The following is a 21,295-nucleotide window of genomic DNA, read 5'->3' on the forward strand; positions in this document are numbered from 1 at the left end:
GCTTAAACGTTCATCAGCACCCTCTTATTTCTCAAAACTTCCTGTTCGAAGTTTTGCTGGAATTGGCACCTTTTTCATAAAAGATTGAAAGGTTGCCGGGCTTCACTGGGCCAGTCCCTCCGCCGCTCTAAATAAGAGTTACATTTTAAGTTTACAGAAATTTTAGCATGAAACCGGGTATCCGTCAATGCCGGAAATGAATTTACCACAGATGTAAACAATTGATTCTCAGGCGACGATAATAAAAATGTGTGTGTGTTTAACCACAGTCAATCCATGACGACAGACAAGCAGGTGGCAGCATGAAGAAGGCAATGGAAAGATGGAAAAGTGAACTGAAAAAAGTGGACGTACACATCGATACTGATGATGAACGGTTACAAGTACAGATAAAATTGATCGGGCTGACTGCTCTTGATCTTAGAATACTGAAATGGGCACAGCCGGGAATGAAGGTATGTTTCGGGCAAATAATGGATGACTTCATGAGGATGATTGAGGCGTTTCCGGAACTTAAGAGTCGGGAGGATCCCGGTGCATCAAAAATCCTGAAACAATTATTCTATGACCAGCTGGTCTTCATTTTCAGCGGGCAGATTGATCGATCGGTTGTGCAAATATGCAGAAGGAAAGCGTCTATCCTTTTTACTCATAAAATGACTTCCTCTTACTATCTTGCCTGTCTCTCTCACCTGAGACATCTGACGGCAGAGGCTGCCTTCCGAAAATGGAAAACCGTGTTTCAGCTGACACAGATTTTAACTTCTATGGATAAAATGATGAGTTTTGAACAGCAGCTGGTCATTGAAGCCTATCAGGCGTGCGTAAGAGAAGCGGAGAATCAGAAAGAAAAAGCCATGCGCTATAAGGCCTATCATGATACACTGACCGGTCTTCCAAACCGCAGAAGTGCAGATGAGGCCATCCGTATGACCCTTGATTCGGCGCGCAGAAACAGCAGGACGTGCGCCCTGTTTACCATCAATATTGATCGATTCAAGATGGTGAATGAAGTATACGGCCGTCATTGCGGCGATCTCTTTCTTCAGACAGCTGCCCGGCGTCTGCAGCAGGCCATTAAGTCCTATGACACGAAGCTGTTCCGGATCAACAGTGATGAGTTTTGCGTACTCTTGCGCGATGATCTCAGCCGTGAAACGCTGGCTTCACTGGCCTCCCGGATGGTCGCCATTTCCGGTCAGGCATATATGATAAAAGGGCGGGAAATCTTCGCTACCGTCAGTGTCGGCATTGCCTGCTACCCGCGAGACGGAGAAAATGATTTGCATCTTCGAACGAGTGCGGAAGCCGCACTGAGAGAAGCAAAACAGGGGAAAACCGGCTTTTTCTTTTACAATAATGAACTGCATAACCGTCAGCTTCAGAAGGCGGGGATCGAAAATGATCTGCACAGCGCGTTACATAAAAATCAGTTTCTTCTCTATTATCAGCCCCAGATCCGATCAGGGGATCGGAAAATCATTGGAACAGAAGCCCTGATCCGATGGAGCCATCCTCAATGCGGACTCGTTTCTCCGAACGGGTTTATTCCCGTCGCAGAAGAGACCGGGCAGATCCGTGAAATAGGGAACTGGGTCATTCAGGAAGCCTGCAGACAGATGAAAGCCTGGCAGGATGCCGGCAGTTGCAAAATCCCTGTCTCGGTCAATCTCTCTTTCAGCCAGTTCCATGATGACCAGCTTCCTGAATACATCCGGCACGTGCTTCAGGCAAACGGACTGGACCCTCAGTATCTGATCCTCGAAATAACCGAATCCATGATGGCGGAGGATTTCAGACATTCAGCCCGGATGCTTCGTGAAATCAAAGATATGGGGATTAAAGTCAGTGTGGATGACTTCGGGACAGGTTACAGTTCACTCAGCTATCTGAAGCATCTGCCGGTCGATCGTATTAAGATTGATCGTTCATTTGTGACGGACATCGCGCAAAATAAGCGGGATAAAGCGATTGTGGCTGCCATTGTTGATCTGGCGGAACATCTCTTAATTGAAGTCATTGCTGAGGGTATCGAAAATGAAGAACAGCTCCATGCCGTCGAGCAGTGCCGCTGCCGTGCGATCCAGGGTTTTTATTACAGCCGGCCGCTTTCATGCGGAGATTTCCAGCGCTATATGATGACCGGTGGCGGTGAGATTTCATAAACAATATCGGAACACCGGAAATTGTCGCACTTCTGTCACAGGAAAAACGCTTTCTGACTCCCCGATAAAAGCAGATAACGGGATAGACTGTAATTAACTGCTATTATGCTCTGCAAGAGTGAAGAAGGAGAGATGTTGAGAGAAATGCGTTTTCGAAAAAGACAGATTGAAAGCGACTGGCGGAGTGAAGCCAAAAAGGAAAGCGTCAGGATCCAGGTGCAGGATCAATCGGTACGTGATAAGCTGAATATGCTGGATATGACGGCTGAGGACCTGCAGTTTCTGAAAGCAATCCGTCCTTTTGCTGAGAAGGACATTAAAGAGATGGCGCGAAACTTTTATGCCAGCTTCTATCATATTGAACCGTTAAAACAGATTATTGATCGATACAGTTCGATTGAGCACTTGAGTCAGACCCTGTCCGTTCATGTGATGGAGTTTTTCTCAGGAACGATCGATGATGCCTTTATTGAACGCCGGTATCAGGTCGGGCAGATCCACTATCGGATTGGTCTGAAACCCGCTTATTATATGGGGACGTTCCAGAATCTGCAGAGAAGTCTGACCGATCTGATTTATACGATCACAAAGGATCCATCTGCTACCCGGCGCATGATCCATGCACTCAATAAAATGATCAGTTTTGAACAGCAGCTCGTCCTTGAAGCTTATGACAGGGAATACGAACAACAGCTCAGACAGGAATACGAAGTGGGAAAAGACGATCTCAAAGCAGCTATTACAGGTGTCAGCAGTGATTTGAATAAGCTGTCCGGCAATACTCTGGAAACAGTAAAAAATCTGCAGGATCATTTTCAGTCGGTCAGAAAATCCGTCCTCAAGAGTATTCAGGAGGGCCGCCGTGCCCGGCTGAAAGCATCTGACGGCAGGAACCGGCTGGAGCATCTCTTTAAACAGGTCGGAAAGGCCGGTGAGTCTGTGAGAAATCTGGGAAATATGGTGCATGTACTCGAAACGTCCGGCCAGGAAATCAGCCGGGTTTCGCTGCTTGTTAAAAACATCTCGGAACAGACCCACATTCTGGCCCTGAATTCGGCGATTGAAGCCGCAAGAGCAGGAGAAAAGGGCAAGGGATTCCACGTCATAGCGGATGAAGTGAAAAATGTCGCTGAGGAAACCCATCAGGCGATGATCGACATATCGGATAGAACGGAGCACTCAACCCATGTTACTGAACGGGTCATCCGTTCCCTGAAGCAAACGACCCTCACCATCGAGAACGGCATGAAACAATCCGGAGAAACCAGGCAGAAGCTTCAGGACATGATCCAGTTTGTTGATACCACCAGCCTCCTGTCTGAAGGCATCGGTAAGCATGTTGATGAACTCGTTCATCTGGCAGAGCAGCTGGCCGGCCGATCGGCATCGTTGAACCAGTCGGCGAATCAGCTGATGCAGAAGCTGTGACGGGTCACTCCGAAGTTCGGGGCGATTCCCTGACCTCCTGACTGTTTTATACAATCAAAATCAGACCGAAAACAGGGAGATCATGCGAAAGGTTTCATGATCTTTTTTTTACTCTTTTTGTCATAAAAAGTGACAACATCATGACGGGAAAACCGATTGTTGGAAATGGATACGGTAATTTTGTACAATTAATTTATTGGTTGAAATAGTCAGAACATATCGAGAAACGGGGAAACGCCATGAACCAAAATTCTGATGCACATGATCTGATTTCAGAAATGATAAAAAATGTCGAGACGGTTGTGATCGGGAAACATACGGCAGTGAAACTGATTACTCTGGCGATGCTTGCGGGCGGACATGTTCTGATCGAAGATATTCCCGGTGTCGGGAAAACCAGGCTGGTCCGTGCCATGGCCCGCTCAATCGGAGCGAAGTTCAAGAGAATTCAGTTTACCCCTGATCTCCTTCCTTCAGATATCACGGGACTTTCCATATATAATCAGAAAAGCGGTGAATTCGAATTTCGTCCGGGTCCGCTGATGGGCAACATCATCCTTGCAGACGAAATTAACCGGACGTCCCCGAAAACCCAGTCAGCACTGCTTGAAGGAATGGCGGAAGGCCGGATCACAGTAGACGGTGTGACTCGCCAGTTGCCTGAGCTGTTTTTTGTTATGGCGACGCAAAATCCGATTGAATATGAGGGCACCTATTCTCTTCCGGAAGCACAGCTTGACCGTTTCCTGCTTAAACTCTCTCTTGGTTATCCATCGAGAGAGAATGAACTTGAACTTCTCAACCGGATGTCGGGGAAGGATCCGCTTGAGGATCTCCGTCCCGTTCTTTCAGTAGAAGATATTCTGGAGATGCGCCGTGAAGCGCAGCAGGTTTATGTCTCGGACGGGATTAAAAATTATCTGCTGGATATTATTACGGCGACGAGAAATCATCCCATGATTTATCTTGGCGTGAGTCCGCGGGGGACGCTCAGTATGATCAGCGCCATCCGTGCCCGTGCTTTTATCGAGCAGCGTGATTTTGTCGTTCCGGATGATGTCAAAGCAGTCGCCCCTTATGTACTCAGTCACCGGCTGGTGATGAAACCGGAAGCGGCTTATTCCAGTCTGACGGCAGAGACGGTCATGCACGAGATCCTGGATCATGTGAAAGTACCGGTGCGAGATAAGGAATCGGTTAAATGACGCCTCTTCACATGTTCTTTCACCGTTTAACGCACAGCGCATGGTTACATTATGGTACCGTGCTTTTCGTCCTCGGTCTGATGTTTGCTTTTGCCCTGGCTCAGGGGAGCTTTATCAGCTGGTTTCTCTTTTATGTGTTTTTACCCATCGCTCTGTATATCACATTACTGATGTTCTATCCACGTCAGTTGATCCATCCGGTGAGAACTTTTCAAAATCAGCAGCTGCATGCCGGTGACACGCTGAAGATCAATCTGATTCTAAGCAGAACACATGCTTTTCCCTTTATCCTGCTGTCTGTTACGGACGGGCCTGATGATTCAGAGGAAAGCGGGTCGGCAAAGGTTCACACCGGCGCGTCGTTCTGGTCCGGGAAAAGCGTGACCGTTCACTATGCCATTCCTGAGATCAGACGCGGAGAGCACCGGTTTTCTACTGTGCAGGTGAATATTGAAGATCCCCTTGGCTTTTTTAAACGGAAACTGATTCTGCCCTGTCCTCAGTCTGTTCTTGTTTTTCCAAAAATCAGTCAGATCCGGCTGAATGACCGAAGGATGGGAAACGTTGACCCCAGGTTTACCTCACAGGACATCGATCTGTCCCAATTCAGTGGCATAAGGGCCTATCAGCCCAATGACAGGATATCCTGGCTTGACTGGAAATCAACCGCGCGCAGCGGTCGGCTGGTAAGTAAGCAATTTGATCGCGATCTGGAACGGCACGCCTCCATCGTTCTTGTGGTCAAAGACCATGATTCCGGTCCGGTGTTTGAACGCAGCATTTCTTTCACTGCATCGTTTGTGAAAATGCTGCTGTCGGCAGGATACACCGTGCGGCTGGCCTGCAGTAATCGTCAGGCACCGGCCTATTTACGGGGTGATGTAAAAAAGGGGATGCAGGAAGCAGGGAGACTGCTCGCCGGTCTGACCCGGCAGGATGCTCTGCGAACAGAAGATGTACAGCTTGCCGTGAATAGCAAAGTTGCCGGTTTTGCAGTCAGTACGGATCCGGCCCTGGCGGCTGCCCTTATTGAGTTTGCCCGGGCAAAAAAACAGCGTCAGACCCTTTTTCTTGTCACCGATCGGCCGGGAGACGCTGATATTGGCCGGTTTGCTTCCCCTTATCTTTCTCTTTTTGTTGTGGCACATGATCATTTTGACAGTCTGATTCAAGCGAGGGATAAAAATGGCTGATTCGTCAAAAAAATGGTCTCAGACTGTGATATATATACTGGCTGCAGTCATTCTCTGGCTGTGTGTGAAGCCAGTGACTGTCCTGACGATTCTCCGGTCGGAGACGCTGCTTTTTACTTTTATTGCGGGCCTGATGCTCCTTCTCTATTTTCGCCTTCCCGGCTGGATCTATCTGGCAGCCGGCGCGGGTATGATTTTTTTCAGCGTTCATTTTTATTTCTTCAATGCTACACCGCTTTTTGCTTTAAGCTGGATCCGTGACGCCGCAGGAGATATTGTTCATAATGCGGCCCTGGTCTGGAATGGTCAGCTGTTCATTTTGTCCGATTTGTTTAGTGCGTTCTTATTCTTTGTCATGGTCTGGCTGATCTGCTTTACGGTCCGGTACTGGCTGAGAAACGGACATATCTTTCTGTTCCTCTTTCTGGCTGCTGTTGCACTTTCTGTTGTCGATACGTTTACGTTCTATGATGCGACCCTGGACATGATCCTTGTCACAGCCCTGGGTCTGGTCATTCTGGGTATCAGCAAATGGGTTGAACTGAAAAGCAGCGGGACGGGATCGAAAGCCTCTTTCAAAGCATGGGTTATGACGGTTTCAGCTGCTGCGGCAGGGGTCCTCCTGCTTGGGATACTTGCGCCAAAAGCCGAGGCTCAGTGGAACGGCCCCGCCCGATATCTTCAGAACATCGGATTCGGCAATATGAACCAGAACGGCGCCTTTTTTTCAAATGGACAGAGGATCGGATATGATGCGGACGATACGGCGCTCGGCGGATCACTTTCTATGGATGATACCCCGCTTTTCACAGCCTATGTGACCGGAACAGGAAATTACTGGCGTGTGTCTTCAAAAGAGACCTACACCGGCAAAGGCTGGGCGGATAATCATCCCTATTATGTTCCACTGATTCATTTTTCAGATGTATCCGATGCAATGACTCTTTTTGAAGAAAATACCGGAACGTCAAAGGAATCGGCCAGAATCACCTTTTCCAGTAACAGTCCTGCTGTTCTGCCCTATACCGGCCAGCTGAGTGATATCCGGGTACCGGGCAGAAGGCTGAAGCTCGCTCCGCTTTCAGGGCAGATTCTGACGAGTGAGGAAACACGGGCGCGTACAGAGCAGATCAACTATCTGGAACCGACATTTCGAATAGACCGGCTCAGGCAGGTGACCGCTGAGTCCGCAGGCAGTCAGGATCCGGAAAATATCCGAAAGACCTATCTCCAGCTGCCTGAACGTCTGCCTTCCCGCGTGAGAGAACTGGGGACGAAGCTGACCTCGGGTGAATCTAACCGCTATGATCAGGTCCGCCATGTTGTCGACTATCTCAGATCTTCCCGGTTCACGTATTCCATCGATCGTGTGCCGCGGCCATCGCAGAATCAGGATTATGTCGACCAGTTTCTTTTTGAATCCAAGATCGGCTATTGCGACAATTTTTCAACTTCTCTCGTCGTGCTTCTGCGTTCAGCCGGCATTCCGGCACGCTGGGTCAAGGGGTTCACGACGGGTGAATACACCGGGCAGGAGAATGCGACCATGATCGGAGGCAGGTCACAGCTGACCTCTGCCTATGAAATAACGAATGCCAATGCCCACTCGTGGGCCGAAGTCTACTTTCCGGGCAGCGGCTGGGTCACTTTTGAGGCAACGCCGTCTTTTAATAATCCGAATCAATTTGTTCATTCTGCAACAGGAAGCGGGACGCAGGCTCAGGAGAACGGACAATCTGAGTCCGCATCTGGGGTGCAAAATCAGCAGAATCCGGCGCAGCAGCAAAAGAAGCCGGCGCAAAGTCAGCAGAACACGCCGCAACAGAAGAAAAAAGACGGGGCGAATGTGCAGGTAAAAGGCGAGGATCAAAACCGGTTTCCATTCTTTCCGGTTGCACTTGCGGCCAGTGGCATACTGCTTGCGGCGGGGCTTGTTTATCTGATTCTGACACGCAGAAAATGGATGGCGGCTTACTATTTACGGAAGCAGAAGAAGATGATTGTCCGGGATGGAACGACATTCTGTCAGGCTTTTGAAAATCTGTCCCGGCTGCTTCGGATCAAGGGGTTTCGCCGAGCAGATTCACAGACTGTCTATGAGTTTTCGACCATGGTTGACCGGATCCTTTCCGGCCATGACATGAAGCAGCTGGCCGGGTATTATGAACAACTGATTTACTCTGGACGGGCCGATCTGCCTGCCGGCGAGCAGCCCCGGATCAGCCGCCTGTTCCGCCGGGTACTTCGAAAGCTGTTCCTCCTGAAGCAAAAAACGTAAATAAGAATATAATTCTTGCCGCAGAAAATAATTGATTCTGCGGCTTTTTCTTTCAGGTCTCGTTCAGTGTGGACGCCGGGTTCGGTATATTCTGCTACAGGTCGTTCATAGAATGAAGCAAGACTATTTGCCTGAGAGGGTGCTGCGCCTGATGAATACAGGAGACCTTAAAGCGCTTGAGCGTTCCATTGACGAAATTACTGAAATCGCAGAAGGATTCGGACTTGATTTTTATCAGATGCGCTACGAAGTCTGTCCCGCAGAAATTATCTATACATTCGGGGCGTATGGCATGCCTGCCCGCTTTTCCCACTGGAGCTTCGGCAAGCAGTTTTACAAAATGAAGATGCAATATGACCTTGGCCTGAGCAAAATCTATGAGCTGGTGATCAATTCTGATCCGTGTTATGCCTTTCTGCTGAATACGAACAGTCTGATTCAGAACAAAATGATTGTCGCCCATGTTCTGGCTCACTGCGATTTTTTCAAAAATAATGTGCGGTTTATCAATACACGCCGAGATATGGTTGAGAGCATGAGTGCGACAGCCGAACGGATTCACCACTATGAAGAGACCTATGGCAGAAAAAAGGTGGAAAAATTCATTGATGCGGTCCTTGCCATTCAGGAACACGTGGATCCGCGGATTATCAGAAAGGGCGACTGGCTGGATAATAAACCGGGGAAGCCGGTTAAGAAAAGGCGCCGCCCATTGTCTGCCTATCAGGATCTGTTAAACCTGGATGAACCGGAAGACGTGCCGAAAGAAGAAGAGAAAGCCAAATTTCCGAAGCGTCCGGAGAAGGATCTGCTTTTCTTCATTGAGGAATACAGCAGGATTCTTGAAGACTGGCAGCGGGATATACTGACCATGTTGCGTGAGGAGATGCTGTACTTCTGGCCGCAGCTTGAGACTAAGGTGATGAACGAAGGGTGGGCTTCTTACTGGCATGTCCGGATCATGCGCGAACTTGATCTGACATCCGACGAAACGGTCGAATTTGCCAAACTGAATGCCCAGGTTGTGCAGCCGTCTCAGAGAGGTCTCAATCCCTATTATCTTGGCCTGAAAATCTTTGAAGACATTGAGGAGCACTATAACCATCCCGATGAGAAGATGAGAGAAATGGGGGTTACAGAGGGATCCGGACGCGAGAAACTTTTTGAAGTCCGTGAACTTGAATCCGATCAGTCTTTTATCCGCAATTATTTATCCAAAGAGCTGGCGGGACGGGAAGATCTCTTTCTCTTTGAAAGAAAGGGTGATAATTACACCATCACGGATAAAGACTGGCGAAATATCCGTGATCAGCTTGTCTCCATGCGCGTCAACGGGGGATTCCCGTATATTGTGGTAGAAGACGGAGACTACCATGAAAATGGGGAACTTCTTCTGTACCACCGATACGAAGGGATAGAACTGGATGTTCGTGATATGGAAGGCGTCCTTAAATATCTTGTTCAGCTCTGGGGCCGGCCGGTTCACTTGCATACGGTTATTGAGGATCAACCGACACTTTTCAGCTGCGAGAATGGGGAAGTCAAGCGCAAAAAACTTGAGCAATAGAAGCGGATATCAGCGGGGGTTTTCCGGGCGCACAGGACGTGCTTGTGCAGGCGGGATAAAATGTGTCTAATATTTGAACTTTTTAATTGACAAACAGGTTTTCAGTCCGTATGATTAAATTAATCTCAAACAGATAGTTTGAGATCCTCCTCCCAGTTAGGTTATTTATTCACTTGAAGACTGGTCTTCACCATTTCAAACAAACCTGTGCATGGAATTAAAAGTCTGTGAATCTGTCTTTTCATGACAGGCCTTCATGAAAAACATATCGACGATCAAAGATCAAAAACAAAAACTTCTCAGTAACGATCACTATTACCTGTCTGCCATCTTTCAACTGAATAATCGTTTGTCCATTCATGCCTTCTCAAAAAGATCCGAGTGGAAAGCTGCGCTCAGCATGGCTTCCTGACGGATGCAGACCGCATGGAATGATGAAAAACATCTGACTTTTTCGCACAATAAAAAAGAAAATGAAATCATTTTAAGGATGATCACAAGGGCAATTAAGGCTAAGCCATCGCCGGAAGGCATGCTTTGTCAGGTCTTCTTCATGGCTAACAGATCCTGAGGAAGAAAAGGCATGTAAATGAAAGCGATTACATTCGACAAATATTGATATGACCAACCAGATTACGGTACTCAGGGAGGAGCATTCATGCCAATTCATACAGTAGCAGTTATCGGTTCGGGCCAAATGGGTGCGGGTATCGCTCAGGTCATGGCTCAGGGAGGGAAGAAGGTATTACTGAACGACATAACGGAGGAGCGGATTCAGAAAGGAAAGGAGCGTATCGCCGATCACCTTGCGCGATCAGTGAAAAAAGGGAGGATCACTGAAGCCGAAAGAGGAGGGGTGCTCGAAAACATTCATGTCGCTGCAGATATTGAAGCAACAGCCAGTGCTGATTTTGTTATTGAAGCGGCGACGGAGGACCCGAATATTAAGAAGCGTATTTTCCGGCAGCTGGATCAGCTGGCCGGTCAAAAGGCCATTCTGGCAAGCAATACGTCATCCATCGCGATAACGGAAATCGCCTCGGTGACCCGCCGGTCCGGTCAGGTCATAGGTATGCATTTTTTTAATCCGGTACCGGTCATGAAACTGGTTGAAGTGGTCAGAGGACTGGATACATCGGAAAAGACGCTGCAGACGACCCTGCATCTTGCCGAAGCATTGGGAAAAGTACCTGTTAAAATTAATGATTTTCCCGGGTTCGCAGCGAATCGGATTTTGCTGCCGATGATTAATGAAGCGGTCTATTGTGTCTATGAAGGCGTATCCGGAGCAGAGGAAATCGATCAGGTGATGCGGCTTGGCGCTAATCATCCGATGGGACCGCTTGCCCTGGCGGATCTGATTGGACTGGATACGTGCCTGTCCATTATGGAAGTGCTCTATCAGGGTTATGGCGATCCAAAATATCGACCCTGCCCGCTGCTCAGAAAGTATGTGCAGGCCGGATGGCTCGGCAGGAAAACAGGCAGAGGGTTTTATCACTATGAAAAAGGATGAGTTGATGGATAACAAACCTGTCGAAGTGTCCGTCGACGGTGCAGTCGGTAAAATGACGATCAGTCGTCCAGGAGCGCTCAACGCCCTGAACAGCCGGGTGATCCGCGAGCTGGCAGAAGCCTTTGATACATTTGCGGGCCGCTCCGATATCCGTGCAGTGATTCTGACCGGCTCCGGTGAGAAATCTTTTATAGCCGGTGCAGATATTGGCGAAATGAGCGCCATGAATCCGGCTGAAGCCAGGCAATTTTCAGCAGCCGGTCATCAGCTGATGGCGCAGATAGAACAGTTTGAAAAACCGGTCATTGCCGCGGTCAATGGCTACGCACTAGGTGGCGGATGTGAACTTGCGCTCGCCTGTGATCTGCGGATTGCCAGCCGGAATGCGCGTTTCGGTCTGCCTGAGGTGAGTCTCGGGATCATCCCCGGATTCGGCGGGTCGCAGCGACTGCCGAGACTGATCGGTGAAGCACCCGCAAAAGAACTGCTGCTCACCGGTGTGCCGGTGAGCGCCGAACGTGCTTATCAGCTCGGCCTTGTCTCCGCGATTACGGATTCCAGGCAGGAACTGGATCATCAGGCTGCTCAACTGGCGCGGACCCTTGTCAGCCGTTCACCGGTCGCTGTCAGCCGGCTGAAACAGCTGATCCGGAAGGGCATGGACTGTGACCTTGATACGGCACTTGAACTGGAAATCAAGACATTTGAAGCCTTATTCCATACTGAAGACCGGAGCGAGGGTATGGCGGCTTTTATCGAGAAGCGCCAGCCCCGTTTTCCGGGGAGATAATCAGACAGTTAAAATTTGAACCGGATCGCCTTCGCCTCATGCGTGTGCTCTGGTTTAAAAGGGTGGATGAATCATGAGAGAAGTGGTTATTGTGGGTGCGGCGCGGACACCGATCGGCAGTTTTGGTGGCGGACTGTCGCGGATTTCCGCGACCGAACTGGGTGCTGTTGCAGCCAGGGAAGCGGTGCGGCGTGCCGGTATCTCTGCGGACCGAATTGACGACGTCATCATTGGCAATGTGCTGTCTGCCGGGCTTGGCCAGAACATCGCCCGTCAGGTCAGCCTGAAAGCAGGCATTCCGGAAACAACGCCCGCACTGACTGTCAATATGGTCTGCGGATCCGGTTTGCGTTCGGTTATTCTCGCGGCTCAGTCGATCGCGCTCGGGGAAGCAGACACGATTCTGGCCGGCGGCACAGAAAATATGAGTCAGGCCCCTTTTCTGCTCGAAAATTATCGATGGGGTCACAAGATGGGTGATACGCGGACGGTGGATTCCATGCTCAAAGATGCACTGCTGGATGCGTTCAGCCAGAATCATATGGGGATCACGGCAGAAAACATCGCGGAGCGCTGGAAAATCAATCGAGAAAGACAGGACGCCTTTGCGGTAAACAGCCAGAAGAAAGCAGAAGCGGCTCAGAAAGCCGGACATTTCGATGCAGAAATCATCCCGGTCGAAACGCAGGTAAAGCGGGAAAAGGTGATCATCAGTACAGATGAACACCCGCGGCATGGGACAACTCTCGAAAAACTGAGCCGTTTACGACCTGTTTTTAAGAAAGACGGCACAGTGACGGCCGGTAATGCCTCCGGAATTAATGACGGCGCCGCCATGCTTGTTCTGATGGCACGTGAGGCAGCGGAGGCAGCGAGCCTGGATATTCTGGCCACTGTTAAAGCTTATGCAAATGCAGCGCTGGATCCGGCGATTATGGGTTACGGCCCGGTTCCTGCCTCGAAAAAAGCATTGAAAAAGGCCGGCCTGACAGTTGATGCCATCGACCTTTTTGAAATCAATGAAGCCTTTGCGGCTCAGTCGATCGCGGTTCTCGATGATCTTCATCTGGATGAGCAAAAAGTCAATATATCCGGCGGTGCCATCGCGCTCGGGCACCCGGTCGGAGCCTCCGGAGCCCGGATTCTGGTGACTCTGCTCTATGGAATGAGGCGGACAGGGGCAAAGTCAGGTCTGGCATCCCTGTGTATTGGCGGTGGCCAGGGGACGGCCCTGATTATTGAGAACATGGATTTCTGACAGGAAAATGGCTGCCTGTCCTCGTCAACGAATAAAACTGAGCGGCTCAAAGAGGTTTCTAACTCGTACCACTCATTAGGAGGATTCCGATGAAACACCATTTGTTTATTCCGGATCTGCTGGAGAGGGCGGTGAAATATTATCCGGACAAAACGGCCGTCATTGATGGTGACGTTCGCCTGACCTACCGGCAGTTTCAGAAACGTGTCAACCGGCTGTCCAACATGCTGACAGCGCTGGGTGTAAAAAAAGGTGACCGCATCGCCTATCTTGCGCCCAACACACTGCAGATGCTCGAAGGTATGTTCGGTGTCATGCAGATCGGCGCAGTGACGGTGCCGTTAAACACGCGACTGATTCCCGCGGATTATGCATATATTTTAAATCACAGCGGGGCCCGGATATTGATCACCGACGGAGATCTGGTACACCTCGTGGATCCGGTTAAAAAAGATCTGGAATTTGTCGAACATTTTCTGCTTCTTCCATCTCCTGAACGTGATGAAAAGGAGGGATGGACCAGCTATGAGCCTTTCCTGAACCGATTTTCGGATGAACGTCCGGAAATTCCGGAGATGGATGAGCTGGATTTGTCCTGTATCCTGTACACCAGCGGGACGACCGGGCGTCCAAAAGGTGTGATGCACTCACACAGAAGCCTGTTTTTTAATGTGCTGAATTCAATCATTCATCTGCGCGTATCCGATGACGATGTTCTGCTCCATACCCTGCCGCTTTTTCATGTCAATGCCTGGGGCACGCCATTTACATTTACTGGTATGGGGGCCACTCATGTGATGATTCGGAAAATCGATCCCGCACATATCTTTAATCTTGTCCGCAAAGAAAAAGTCAGTGTGGCCTGCATGGCCCCGACTGTCCTGAATATGCTGATCCATGATCCGAAGGCAAAAGAGGCGGGGAGGGGGCAGAAGGTACGCGTGATCATCGCCGGGTCTGCGCCGCCGCCTTCCTTTGTGAAGCATGTGGAAGAATTTTTAAAATGGGAATTTATTCAAGTCTACGGGATGACAGAAGCAGCGCCGTTTCTCACGGTGTCTCAGGTGAAGTCTCATATCGATCAGGATGATGTCAGCCGCTGGCGGATCAAGGCGAAAGCCGGCATGGCCATGCTGAATATGGATATCCGTGTGGTTGATGAGCAGGGGCGGGACATTGCGACTGATGGATTGCAGATCGGGGAGATTGTTGCCCGTGGAAACAGTGTGATGGAAGGTTATTGGCGCCAGCCGGATGAGACGGATAAGGTACTGAAGAACGGCTGGTATCATACAGGAGACATGGCAACGATTGACGAGGAAGGGTACATCGAAATCGTCGACCGCAAAAAGGACATCATTATCAGTGGCGGAGAAAATATCTCCTCGATTGAAGTGGAAGGTGTGCTTTACAGGCATCCGGCCATTCTCGAAGTAGCGGTGATTGCTGTTCCTCACGAAAAGTGGGGTGAGGTGCCTCATGCCATCTGTGTTTTGAAAGAATCGGCGGGCGCAGGCGAAGAGGAACTGATCTCTTTCTGTAAAGGCTTGCTGCCCTCGTTCAAAGTGCCGAAATCCTTTTCGTTTGTCCGTGAACTGCCAAAAAATGCCTCAGGTAAAGTACAGAAAGTCAAACTGCGGGAACCGTTCTGGGCCGGTAAATCGAAGAAAGTGAACTAGACGCAGCCTGTCATTACAGGTTAAGGAGTGATGAGTCCCATGAATATCTGGGTATGCATGAAACAGACGTTTGATACTGAGGAAAAGATACAGATCAAAGGCGGAGTGATCGATGAAGCGGATGCCCGCTTTGTGATCAATCCATACGACGAATACGCCATTGAAGAGGCGATCAGGATCCGTGATGCACAGGGCGGCGAGGTGACGGTGGTCACCGTCGGACCGGATCGCGCCGAGAGCGCCCTGCGAACCGCCCTGGCCATGGGGGCGGACAAAGCGGTCCTCATCGATGAGGCGACCCTTCCCGGCACTGATGAATGGGTTTTGTCGAAGGTCCTTTCACAGCTGATCGGGCGTCATCCATTTGATTTGATCCTCGGCGGCAATTTTGCGATCGACAGCGGATCCGGGCAGGTCGCGGTCCGTCTGGCAGAAGAACTGAACATGGCCCATGTCGGAGCGGTCACAGGCTTTCAGCTCAGTGGCAGCCGTTTCACAGCCGAAAGAGACGCGGAAGGAGATACTGAGGTGGTTACCGGTACACTGCCCGTACTCGTCACCGCGCAGCAGGGACTGAATGAACCACGCTATCCGACTCTGCCCGGGATTATGAAAGCAAAGAGAAAACCAGTAGAGCGTCTGAGTCTGAGCGATCTGGGTGCAGTGAAGGATCTGGCAGAAAAAACCGCCGTGTCTGGAGTCTTTCTGCCCCCGGATAAAACCGCCGGCCGAATACTCGAAGGTGAGCCGGATGATCAGGTCAATGAACTGGTGCAAGTCCTGCGTGCGGAGTGCCATCTGGTCTGATCCGCTGCTTCATAACCCCATATCAGGGGCGCTCCCCTGATGAAATGACAAAGGAGGATGAATATGAGCAAAAAAGCACTGGTGTTTGCAGAACAGAAGGCCGGGAAGCTCAGAAACGTGTCTTTTGAAAGTCTGACAGCAGCTAGACGCCTCGCCGAAGGAGGAGAGGTGTCGGCAGTCCTTTTCGGAGACGAAACAGGTGAAAAGGCGCAGGAGCTGGGCCGATACGGTGCCGACCGTGTGTATGTGATCACTCATGACGCCCTGAGAAATTACACACCCGACGCCTTCAGACAAGCCTTGCTGCGGTTAATCAACCATACCGCACCGGATTTGATTGTTATGGGACATACCAGTATCGGGAAAGATGCAGCTCCCGGAATCGCCGCCCGTCTCGGACTGGGCCTGGTGACCGATTGCACCGATGTCCGGGTAGAGGACGGCGAGCCGGTCTTTGTCCGGCCGATCTATGCCGGCAAGGCGTTCCAGAAGAAAAGGTTTGTGGAACCGAAGTATTTTTTTACAATCCGCCCAAACAATATTCAGCCGGAAGAAGCGGTTCGAATTCCTGAAGTGATTCCTTTTGACGTCGAAATAAAAGATATCCGGACAACGGTGAAAGAAGTGGTCCGGCGGGCTGCTTCCGGAGTGGATCTCAGTGAAGCCGCCGTGATTGTCTCAGGCGGACGGGCGGTTAAAAGCGCTGAGGGCTTCAAACCGCTTTACGAACTGGCAGATGCGCTCGGCGGGGCAGTCGGTGCCTCACGTGCCGCCTGTGACGCCGGTTACTGTGACTATGCGCTTCAGATCGGGCAGACTGGGAAAGTCGTGACGCCTGACCTTTATATTGCCTGCGGGATTTCAGGAGCGATTCAGCACCTGGCAGGCATGTCGCAGTCGAAAGTGATTGTGGCGATCAATAAAGATCCTGAGGCACCGATTTTCCAGATCGCCGATTACGGCATTGTCGGAGATCTGTTTGAGATTGTTCCGAAGCTGACAGAAGCATTCAGAAAAGTCTTGTCGGAAAAATAATCGAAACAAGCCGGGAGTGACTGCGATGCTGCAGCTGATTCATTTTCTGCTCTTTGTACTGGTGACCGGTTGCGGAATCTATTGGACAGTGAAGGTGATCTGTCATCGTTATGATTATATTAAACTGGGGAAAAAAACGCCCTTCCGCCATGATTTCCGGGAACGGTTCTCCGCTTTTGTCACGCAGGTATTCGGGCAGAAAAAACTATTGAAAGATCCGAAAAGCGGGATTATGCATATCGTTATTTTTTACGGTTTTATCGTGCTTCAGTTCGGTGCGCTGGATATTATTTTCAAGGGATTGTCCGGGCATCACCTGCCGATCCCGGGCTACCCTTTTTTTCTGCTGTCCCAGGAGATAACGGTCGTGCTGGTTCTGATTGCCGTGAGCTATGCTTTTTATCGTCGTTATATTGAGCGGCTGAAAAGGCTGAAGCGAGGCTTTAAGCCGTCTCTGGTTCTCATTTTTATCGCTGCCCTGATGCTGTCGGTGCTGTTCACATCCGGGTTTGACCATCTGCGACAGGACGGAGCACCGGCCCCGCTCACCCCTGTTTCTTCGCTGATTGCGACCGGGTTCCAGGGCCTGTCACAGGAGGCGGCAACAGCATTTTATTACATTGCCTGGTGGATGCATCTATTGATTTTACTCGCTTTTGCCCTGTATGTTCCGCAATCCAAGCACTTTCATCTGATTACCGCTCCGCTCAATATCTTTCTGCATCGCACCGGTCCTGACGGCAGGCTGCGTTCGATTGATTTTGAAAATGAAGAGGCAGAGTCGTTTGGGACAGGTCGAATTGAGGATTTTGAGCGAAAGCAGCTCCTGGATCTGTATGCCTGTGTGGAGTGCGGGCGCTGTACCAATATGTGTCCGGCCGCGGCGACCGGCAAGTTTCTCTCGCCGATGCACCTGATCACGAAAATGCGTGATCATTTAACGGAAAAAGGCTCGGCTGTCACGTCAAAGTCGCCCTGGATCCCCGTCGATCTGACAAAGAAAACGGTGCATGCAGTTCAGATGGAGCGCCATTACCCCGGCACCTGGCCGGAAAACCCGCTGTCTCAGGAAGCGGCAGCCCGGGAAGACGCGGACCACCCGCTATCCGGCAAGGCGACCGGGCCGGCCGGGCCGGTCACAGATATCCGGCCCACTCTCCACTGGCAGCACGACACATGGGGAAAGACGTCGGACCGTTCGGCAGAAGATTTGCAGTTGATCGGCGATGTGATTACCGAGGAGGAAATCTGGGCCTGTACCACCTGCCGTAATTGTGAAGATCAATGCCCGGTCGCAAATGAGCATGTGGATAAAATTATTGATCTGCGCCGCTATCTGGTTCTGACTGAAGGAAAAGTACCTCAGGAGGGGCAAAGGGCCATGCAGAACATTGAGCGCCAGGGAAATCCGTGGGGCATGAGCCGCAATGACCGGGCAAACTGGATCGACGGCATGGAAGTCCCCACGGTGAAAGAGCATCCTGATTTCGACTATCTCTTTTTTGTCGGCAGCATGGGCTCCTACGACAACCGCAGTATCCGGATCACACGCGCCTTTATCCGCCTGCTCCGGGCTGCCGGTGTCAACTTCGCCGTGCTCGGCAATGAGGAGAAAAGTTCCGGTGATACCGCGCGCCGTCTGGGTAATGAGTTTTTATTTCAGCAGTTGTGTCAGGAAAATATCGCGATCTTTAAAAAATACAACGTAAAAAAAATCGTTACAGCCTGTCCGCATACGTTCAATACATTTAAAAATGAGTATCCGGAATTCGGGCTGCAGGCCGAGGTGCTGCATCATACCCAGCTGCTGGATCAGCTGATCCGGGACGGACGCCTGAAGCCAGAACATCCGGTAAATGAACGGATCACCTACCACGATTCCTGTTATCTGGGCCGATACAACGGTGTGTATGATCAGCCGCGGGCTATTTTGAAAGCGATTCCGGGCGTTGAGCTGGCAGAAATGAAACGGTCCCGTGAAAACGGGATGTGCTGCGGAGCCGGGGGCGGCATGATGTGGATGGAGGAGACAGCCGGCAAACGCATCAATCTGGCACGAACAGAGCAGGCGCTTGAAGTCAGGCCGGACACCATCAGCAGTGCCTGCCCCTACTGTCTGACGATGATGGACGACGGAACCAAACTTAAAGGCGTTGATCAACATGTCCGGACGCGGGATGTAGCGGAGCTTCTTGCAGAATCGGTATTTGGAGCAGAGCAGTCCTGATTTCAGACGAACCGAAGAGGCCCTGCCGCCCGGCAGACATGCAGCACGGTTTAAGACCATTTCAGAAGGGAAGAGGAACATGACTCTAAAAAGAAAGGGAGCTTTTGGTGCGGCCTTTTTGTTTACCGAATCACCCGGCAGTGCTGTGACACCGGAAGGCTTCACGGAGGAACAGATGATGATGGCAGAGACCACACGGCAGTTTATTGAAAAATCGGTTGTGCCGCACGATCAGAAAATCGAGGGACTGGACTATGAACTGACGCTTCGTTTACTGAAAGAGGCCGGATCGCTCGGACTGCTCGGCGCCGATGTGCCGGAAGCGTTCGGAGGGCTTGGCCTGGATAAAGTCAGTGCGACCCTGATTAATGAATCACTGGCAAAAGCTTCATCTTTTGCCCTGTCGGCATCGGTCCATACAGGGATCGGCACGCTGCCCATTGTGTTTTTCGGCAGTCCGGATCAGAAGAAAAAATATCTGCCTGAACTTGCGGCAGGCACGAAAATCGCTGCCTACTGCCTGACTGAACCCTCGTCCGGGTCAGACGCACTCAGCGCGAAGACGACCGCGCGACTGTCGGATGATGGAAAATACTACGTGCTGAACGGAGAAAAGCAATTTATCACGAATGCCGGATTCGCCGATATCTTCATTGTTTATGCCAGAATTGACGGGAAGGGTTTTTCAGCGTTTATTGTTGAACGGAACTGGGACGGGGTCAGTCTCGGACCTGAAGAAAAGAAAATGGGTATCAAGGGTTCGTCGACTCGTCCGGTCATTCTCGAAGATGTCCGAGTACCTGCCGGGAATCTGCTTGGTGAGGCAGGGAGGGGCCATGTGATTGCATTTAACATTTTGAATATCGGCCGCTTCAAGCTCGCCACGCTCGCTCTTGGCTCAGCAAAAGAAGTCATCGCGCTCTCCACGAAGTTCGCAAATGAACGGGAGCAGTTCGGCAGACCGATCGCCAGTTTTCCTCTGATCCGGGAAAAACTGGCGGACATGAACATTCGGACCTATGCGCTGGAAAGTGTAATTTATCGCACAGCCGGGCTAATCGATCAATCCCTCGCCACGCTTGACTACAATAGTCCGGACTCGGGGAAACGGTCTGCAAGCGGCATTGCTGAATACGCTATCGAATGCTCGATCAACAAGGTTTTGGGTTCGGAAACCCTGGATTTTGTAGCTGACGAAGGGGTTCAGATCCATGGCGGCTATGGTTTCATTTCCGAATATAAAATTGAACGAATCTATCGTGATTCCCGCATCAACCGGATTTTTGAAGGGACAAACGAAATCAACCGGCTGGTCATCAGCAGCACACTTCTGAAAAAGGCCGCAAAAGGAGAATTACCGCTGCTTCGCATGCTGGGCACACTCGAATCCGATATCGAAGCACTCATCCGGAAAAAACCGGCGCCCGGAGCATCCGGCACAGAGGAATATCTCGTTGCCGCCTCGAAAAAGATCTTGCTGTATGTCCTCGGACTTGCAACCCGTAAGTTCGACCAGCAACTGCAGCAGGAACAGTTGCTGATAAAATACTTTAGTGACATGATGATCGCTGTCTATACGATGGAATCGGTCCTGATCCGGTCCATGCAAATACAGGGAAAAGAAGACAGACGGCCGGATGTGCTTACAGGCGACATGATGAAGGTGTATGTTCATGAATGTTTTGAAAAAGTCACATCTCTGGCTAAAAAAGTACTGGCCTATCTCGAAAAAGGGGAAACGCTGACCGGGCGGCTGATCACTCTGGACGAGGTGGCTGTGCAGCTGCCGATTGACTCATTAAAACTGAAAATGCAGATTGGTCAACGCGTCGCAGAAGCAGGAAAGTATCTCACCTGACAGGCTCAACTGCAGATCAGGAAAAACGCACATTCTGAAATGGAATGTGCGTTTTCCCTGTGGCAGCGAACCGGCTATTTCAGCCGGTTTCAGAATATATCAGCCAAATTTCAGCTTTTCAGCCAATCTCAGAATAAATCAGCCACATCTCAGCTAATTCAGCCGGTTTCAGAATATATCAGCCGAATATCGGCTAATTCAGCCAATCTCAGAATATATCAGCCGAATCTCAGCTTTTCAGCCAGTTTCAGAATAAATCAGCCGAATCTCAGCTATTTCAGCCAGTTTC

The 21,295-nt window shown here is 50.5% G+C and carries 15 protein-coding genes and 1 riboswitch; all 15 genes read left to right on the forward strand.

Translation table 11 applies throughout. The features are described 5' to 3' along the window. Window positions 1-21: 21 nt before the first annotated feature. Window positions 22-138, reverse strand: a riboswitch (SAM riboswitch). 164 nt (window positions 139-302) lie between these two features. The 15 genes from EWH91_RS00255 to EWH91_RS00320 all read left to right on the forward strand — a co-directional run bounded on the left by EWH91_RS00255 (window position 303) and on the right by EWH91_RS00320 (window position 21,006). Continuing rightward, window positions 303-2,165 carry an EAL domain-containing protein gene (locus tag EWH91_RS00255; protein WP_129927979.1) on the forward strand — a complete coding sequence of 621 codons (1,863 nt, stop codon included), beginning with the start codon at window positions 303-305 and terminating at the stop codon, window positions 2,163-2,165. A gap of 144 nt (window positions 2,166-2,309) precedes the next feature. Then, complete coding sequence (locus tag EWH91_RS00260; protein WP_240697224.1) at window positions 2,310-3,593, forward strand: protoglobin domain-containing protein; 1,284 nt, start codon at window positions 2,310-2,312, stop codon at window positions 3,591-3,593. Window positions 3,594-3,832: 239 nt separating this feature from the next. Further along, complete coding sequence (locus tag EWH91_RS00265) at window positions 3,833-4,798, forward strand: AAA family ATPase (RefSeq protein ID WP_129927981.1); 966 nt, start codon at window positions 3,833-3,835, stop codon at window positions 4,796-4,798. Beyond that, window positions 4,795-5,991 carry a DUF58 domain-containing protein gene (locus EWH91_RS00270; RefSeq protein ID WP_129927982.1) on the forward strand — a complete coding sequence of 399 codons (1,197 nt, stop codon included), beginning with the start codon at window positions 4,795-4,797 and terminating at the stop codon, window positions 5,989-5,991. Before EWH91_RS00265 ends, EWH91_RS00270 begins: the two co-directional genes overlap by 4 nt. After that, window positions 5,984-8,269: a transglutaminase TgpA family protein gene (locus tag EWH91_RS00275; protein WP_129927983.1), complete on the forward strand. Its 2,286-nt coding sequence runs from the start codon at window positions 5,984-5,986 to the stop codon at window positions 8,267-8,269. The genes EWH91_RS00270 and EWH91_RS00275 overlap by 8 nt, the downstream gene beginning before the upstream one ends. Before the next feature lie 151 nt (window positions 8,270-8,420). Beyond that, the gene (locus EWH91_RS00280) at window positions 8,421-9,836 is read left to right on the forward strand and encodes a SpoVR family protein (RefSeq protein WP_129928310.1); all 1,416 of its coding nucleotides are present in this window, start codon (window positions 8,421-8,423) and stop codon (window positions 9,834-9,836) included. Between the two features lie 256 nt (window positions 9,837-10,092). After that, on the forward strand, window positions 10,093-10,248 hold the full coding sequence (locus tag EWH91_RS14370) for a hypothetical protein (RefSeq protein ID WP_165364195.1): 156 nt from the start codon (window positions 10,093-10,095) through the stop codon (window positions 10,246-10,248). 246 nt (window positions 10,249-10,494) lie between these two features. Next, window positions 10,495-11,352: a 3-hydroxybutyryl-CoA dehydrogenase gene (locus EWH91_RS00285; RefSeq protein WP_129927984.1), complete on the forward strand. Its 858-nt coding sequence runs from the start codon at window positions 10,495-10,497 to the stop codon at window positions 11,350-11,352. Beyond that, window positions 11,339-12,142 carry an enoyl-CoA hydratase-related protein gene (locus tag EWH91_RS00290; protein WP_240697212.1) on the forward strand — a complete coding sequence of 268 codons (804 nt, stop codon included), beginning with the start codon at window positions 11,339-11,341 and terminating at the stop codon, window positions 12,140-12,142. The genes EWH91_RS00285 and EWH91_RS00290 overlap by 14 nt, the downstream gene beginning before the upstream one ends. A gap of 73 nt (window positions 12,143-12,215) precedes the next feature. Beyond that, window positions 12,216-13,400, forward strand: coding sequence for an acetyl-CoA C-acetyltransferase (locus EWH91_RS00295; RefSeq protein ID WP_129927985.1), 1,185 nt, complete (start codon window positions 12,216-12,218; stop codon window positions 13,398-13,400). An 89-nt stretch (window positions 13,401-13,489) separates the two neighbouring features. Further along, window positions 13,490-15,079: a long-chain-fatty-acid--CoA ligase gene (locus EWH91_RS00300; protein ID WP_129927986.1), complete on the forward strand. Its 1,590-nt coding sequence runs from the start codon at window positions 13,490-13,492 to the stop codon at window positions 15,077-15,079. A gap of 39 nt (window positions 15,080-15,118) precedes the next feature. Next, window positions 15,119-15,886: an electron transfer flavoprotein subunit beta/FixA family protein gene (locus EWH91_RS00305; RefSeq protein WP_129927987.1), complete on the forward strand. Its 768-nt coding sequence runs from the start codon at window positions 15,119-15,121 to the stop codon at window positions 15,884-15,886. 63 nt (window positions 15,887-15,949) lie between these two features. After that, a complete protein-coding gene (locus EWH91_RS00310; RefSeq protein ID WP_129927988.1) occupies window positions 15,950-16,921 on the forward strand; it encodes an electron transfer flavoprotein subunit alpha/FixB family protein in 972 nt (323 codons plus the stop codon). A gap of 25 nt (window positions 16,922-16,946) precedes the next feature. Next, complete coding sequence (locus EWH91_RS00315; protein ID WP_129927989.1) at window positions 16,947-19,148, forward strand: heterodisulfide reductase-related iron-sulfur binding cluster; 2,202 nt, start codon at window positions 16,947-16,949, stop codon at window positions 19,146-19,148. Window positions 19,149-19,227: 79 nt separating this feature from the next. Next, window positions 19,228-21,006, forward strand: coding sequence for an acyl-CoA dehydrogenase family protein (locus tag EWH91_RS00320; protein ID WP_129927990.1), 1,779 nt, complete (start codon window positions 19,228-19,230; stop codon window positions 21,004-21,006). Window positions 21,007-21,295 lie beyond the last annotated feature (289 nt).

Origin of the sequence: Sporolactobacillus sp. THM19-2 (assembly GCF_004153195.1) — a bacterium.
GTDB lineage: Bacteria > Bacillota > Bacilli > Bacillales > Sporolactobacillaceae > Sporolactobacillus.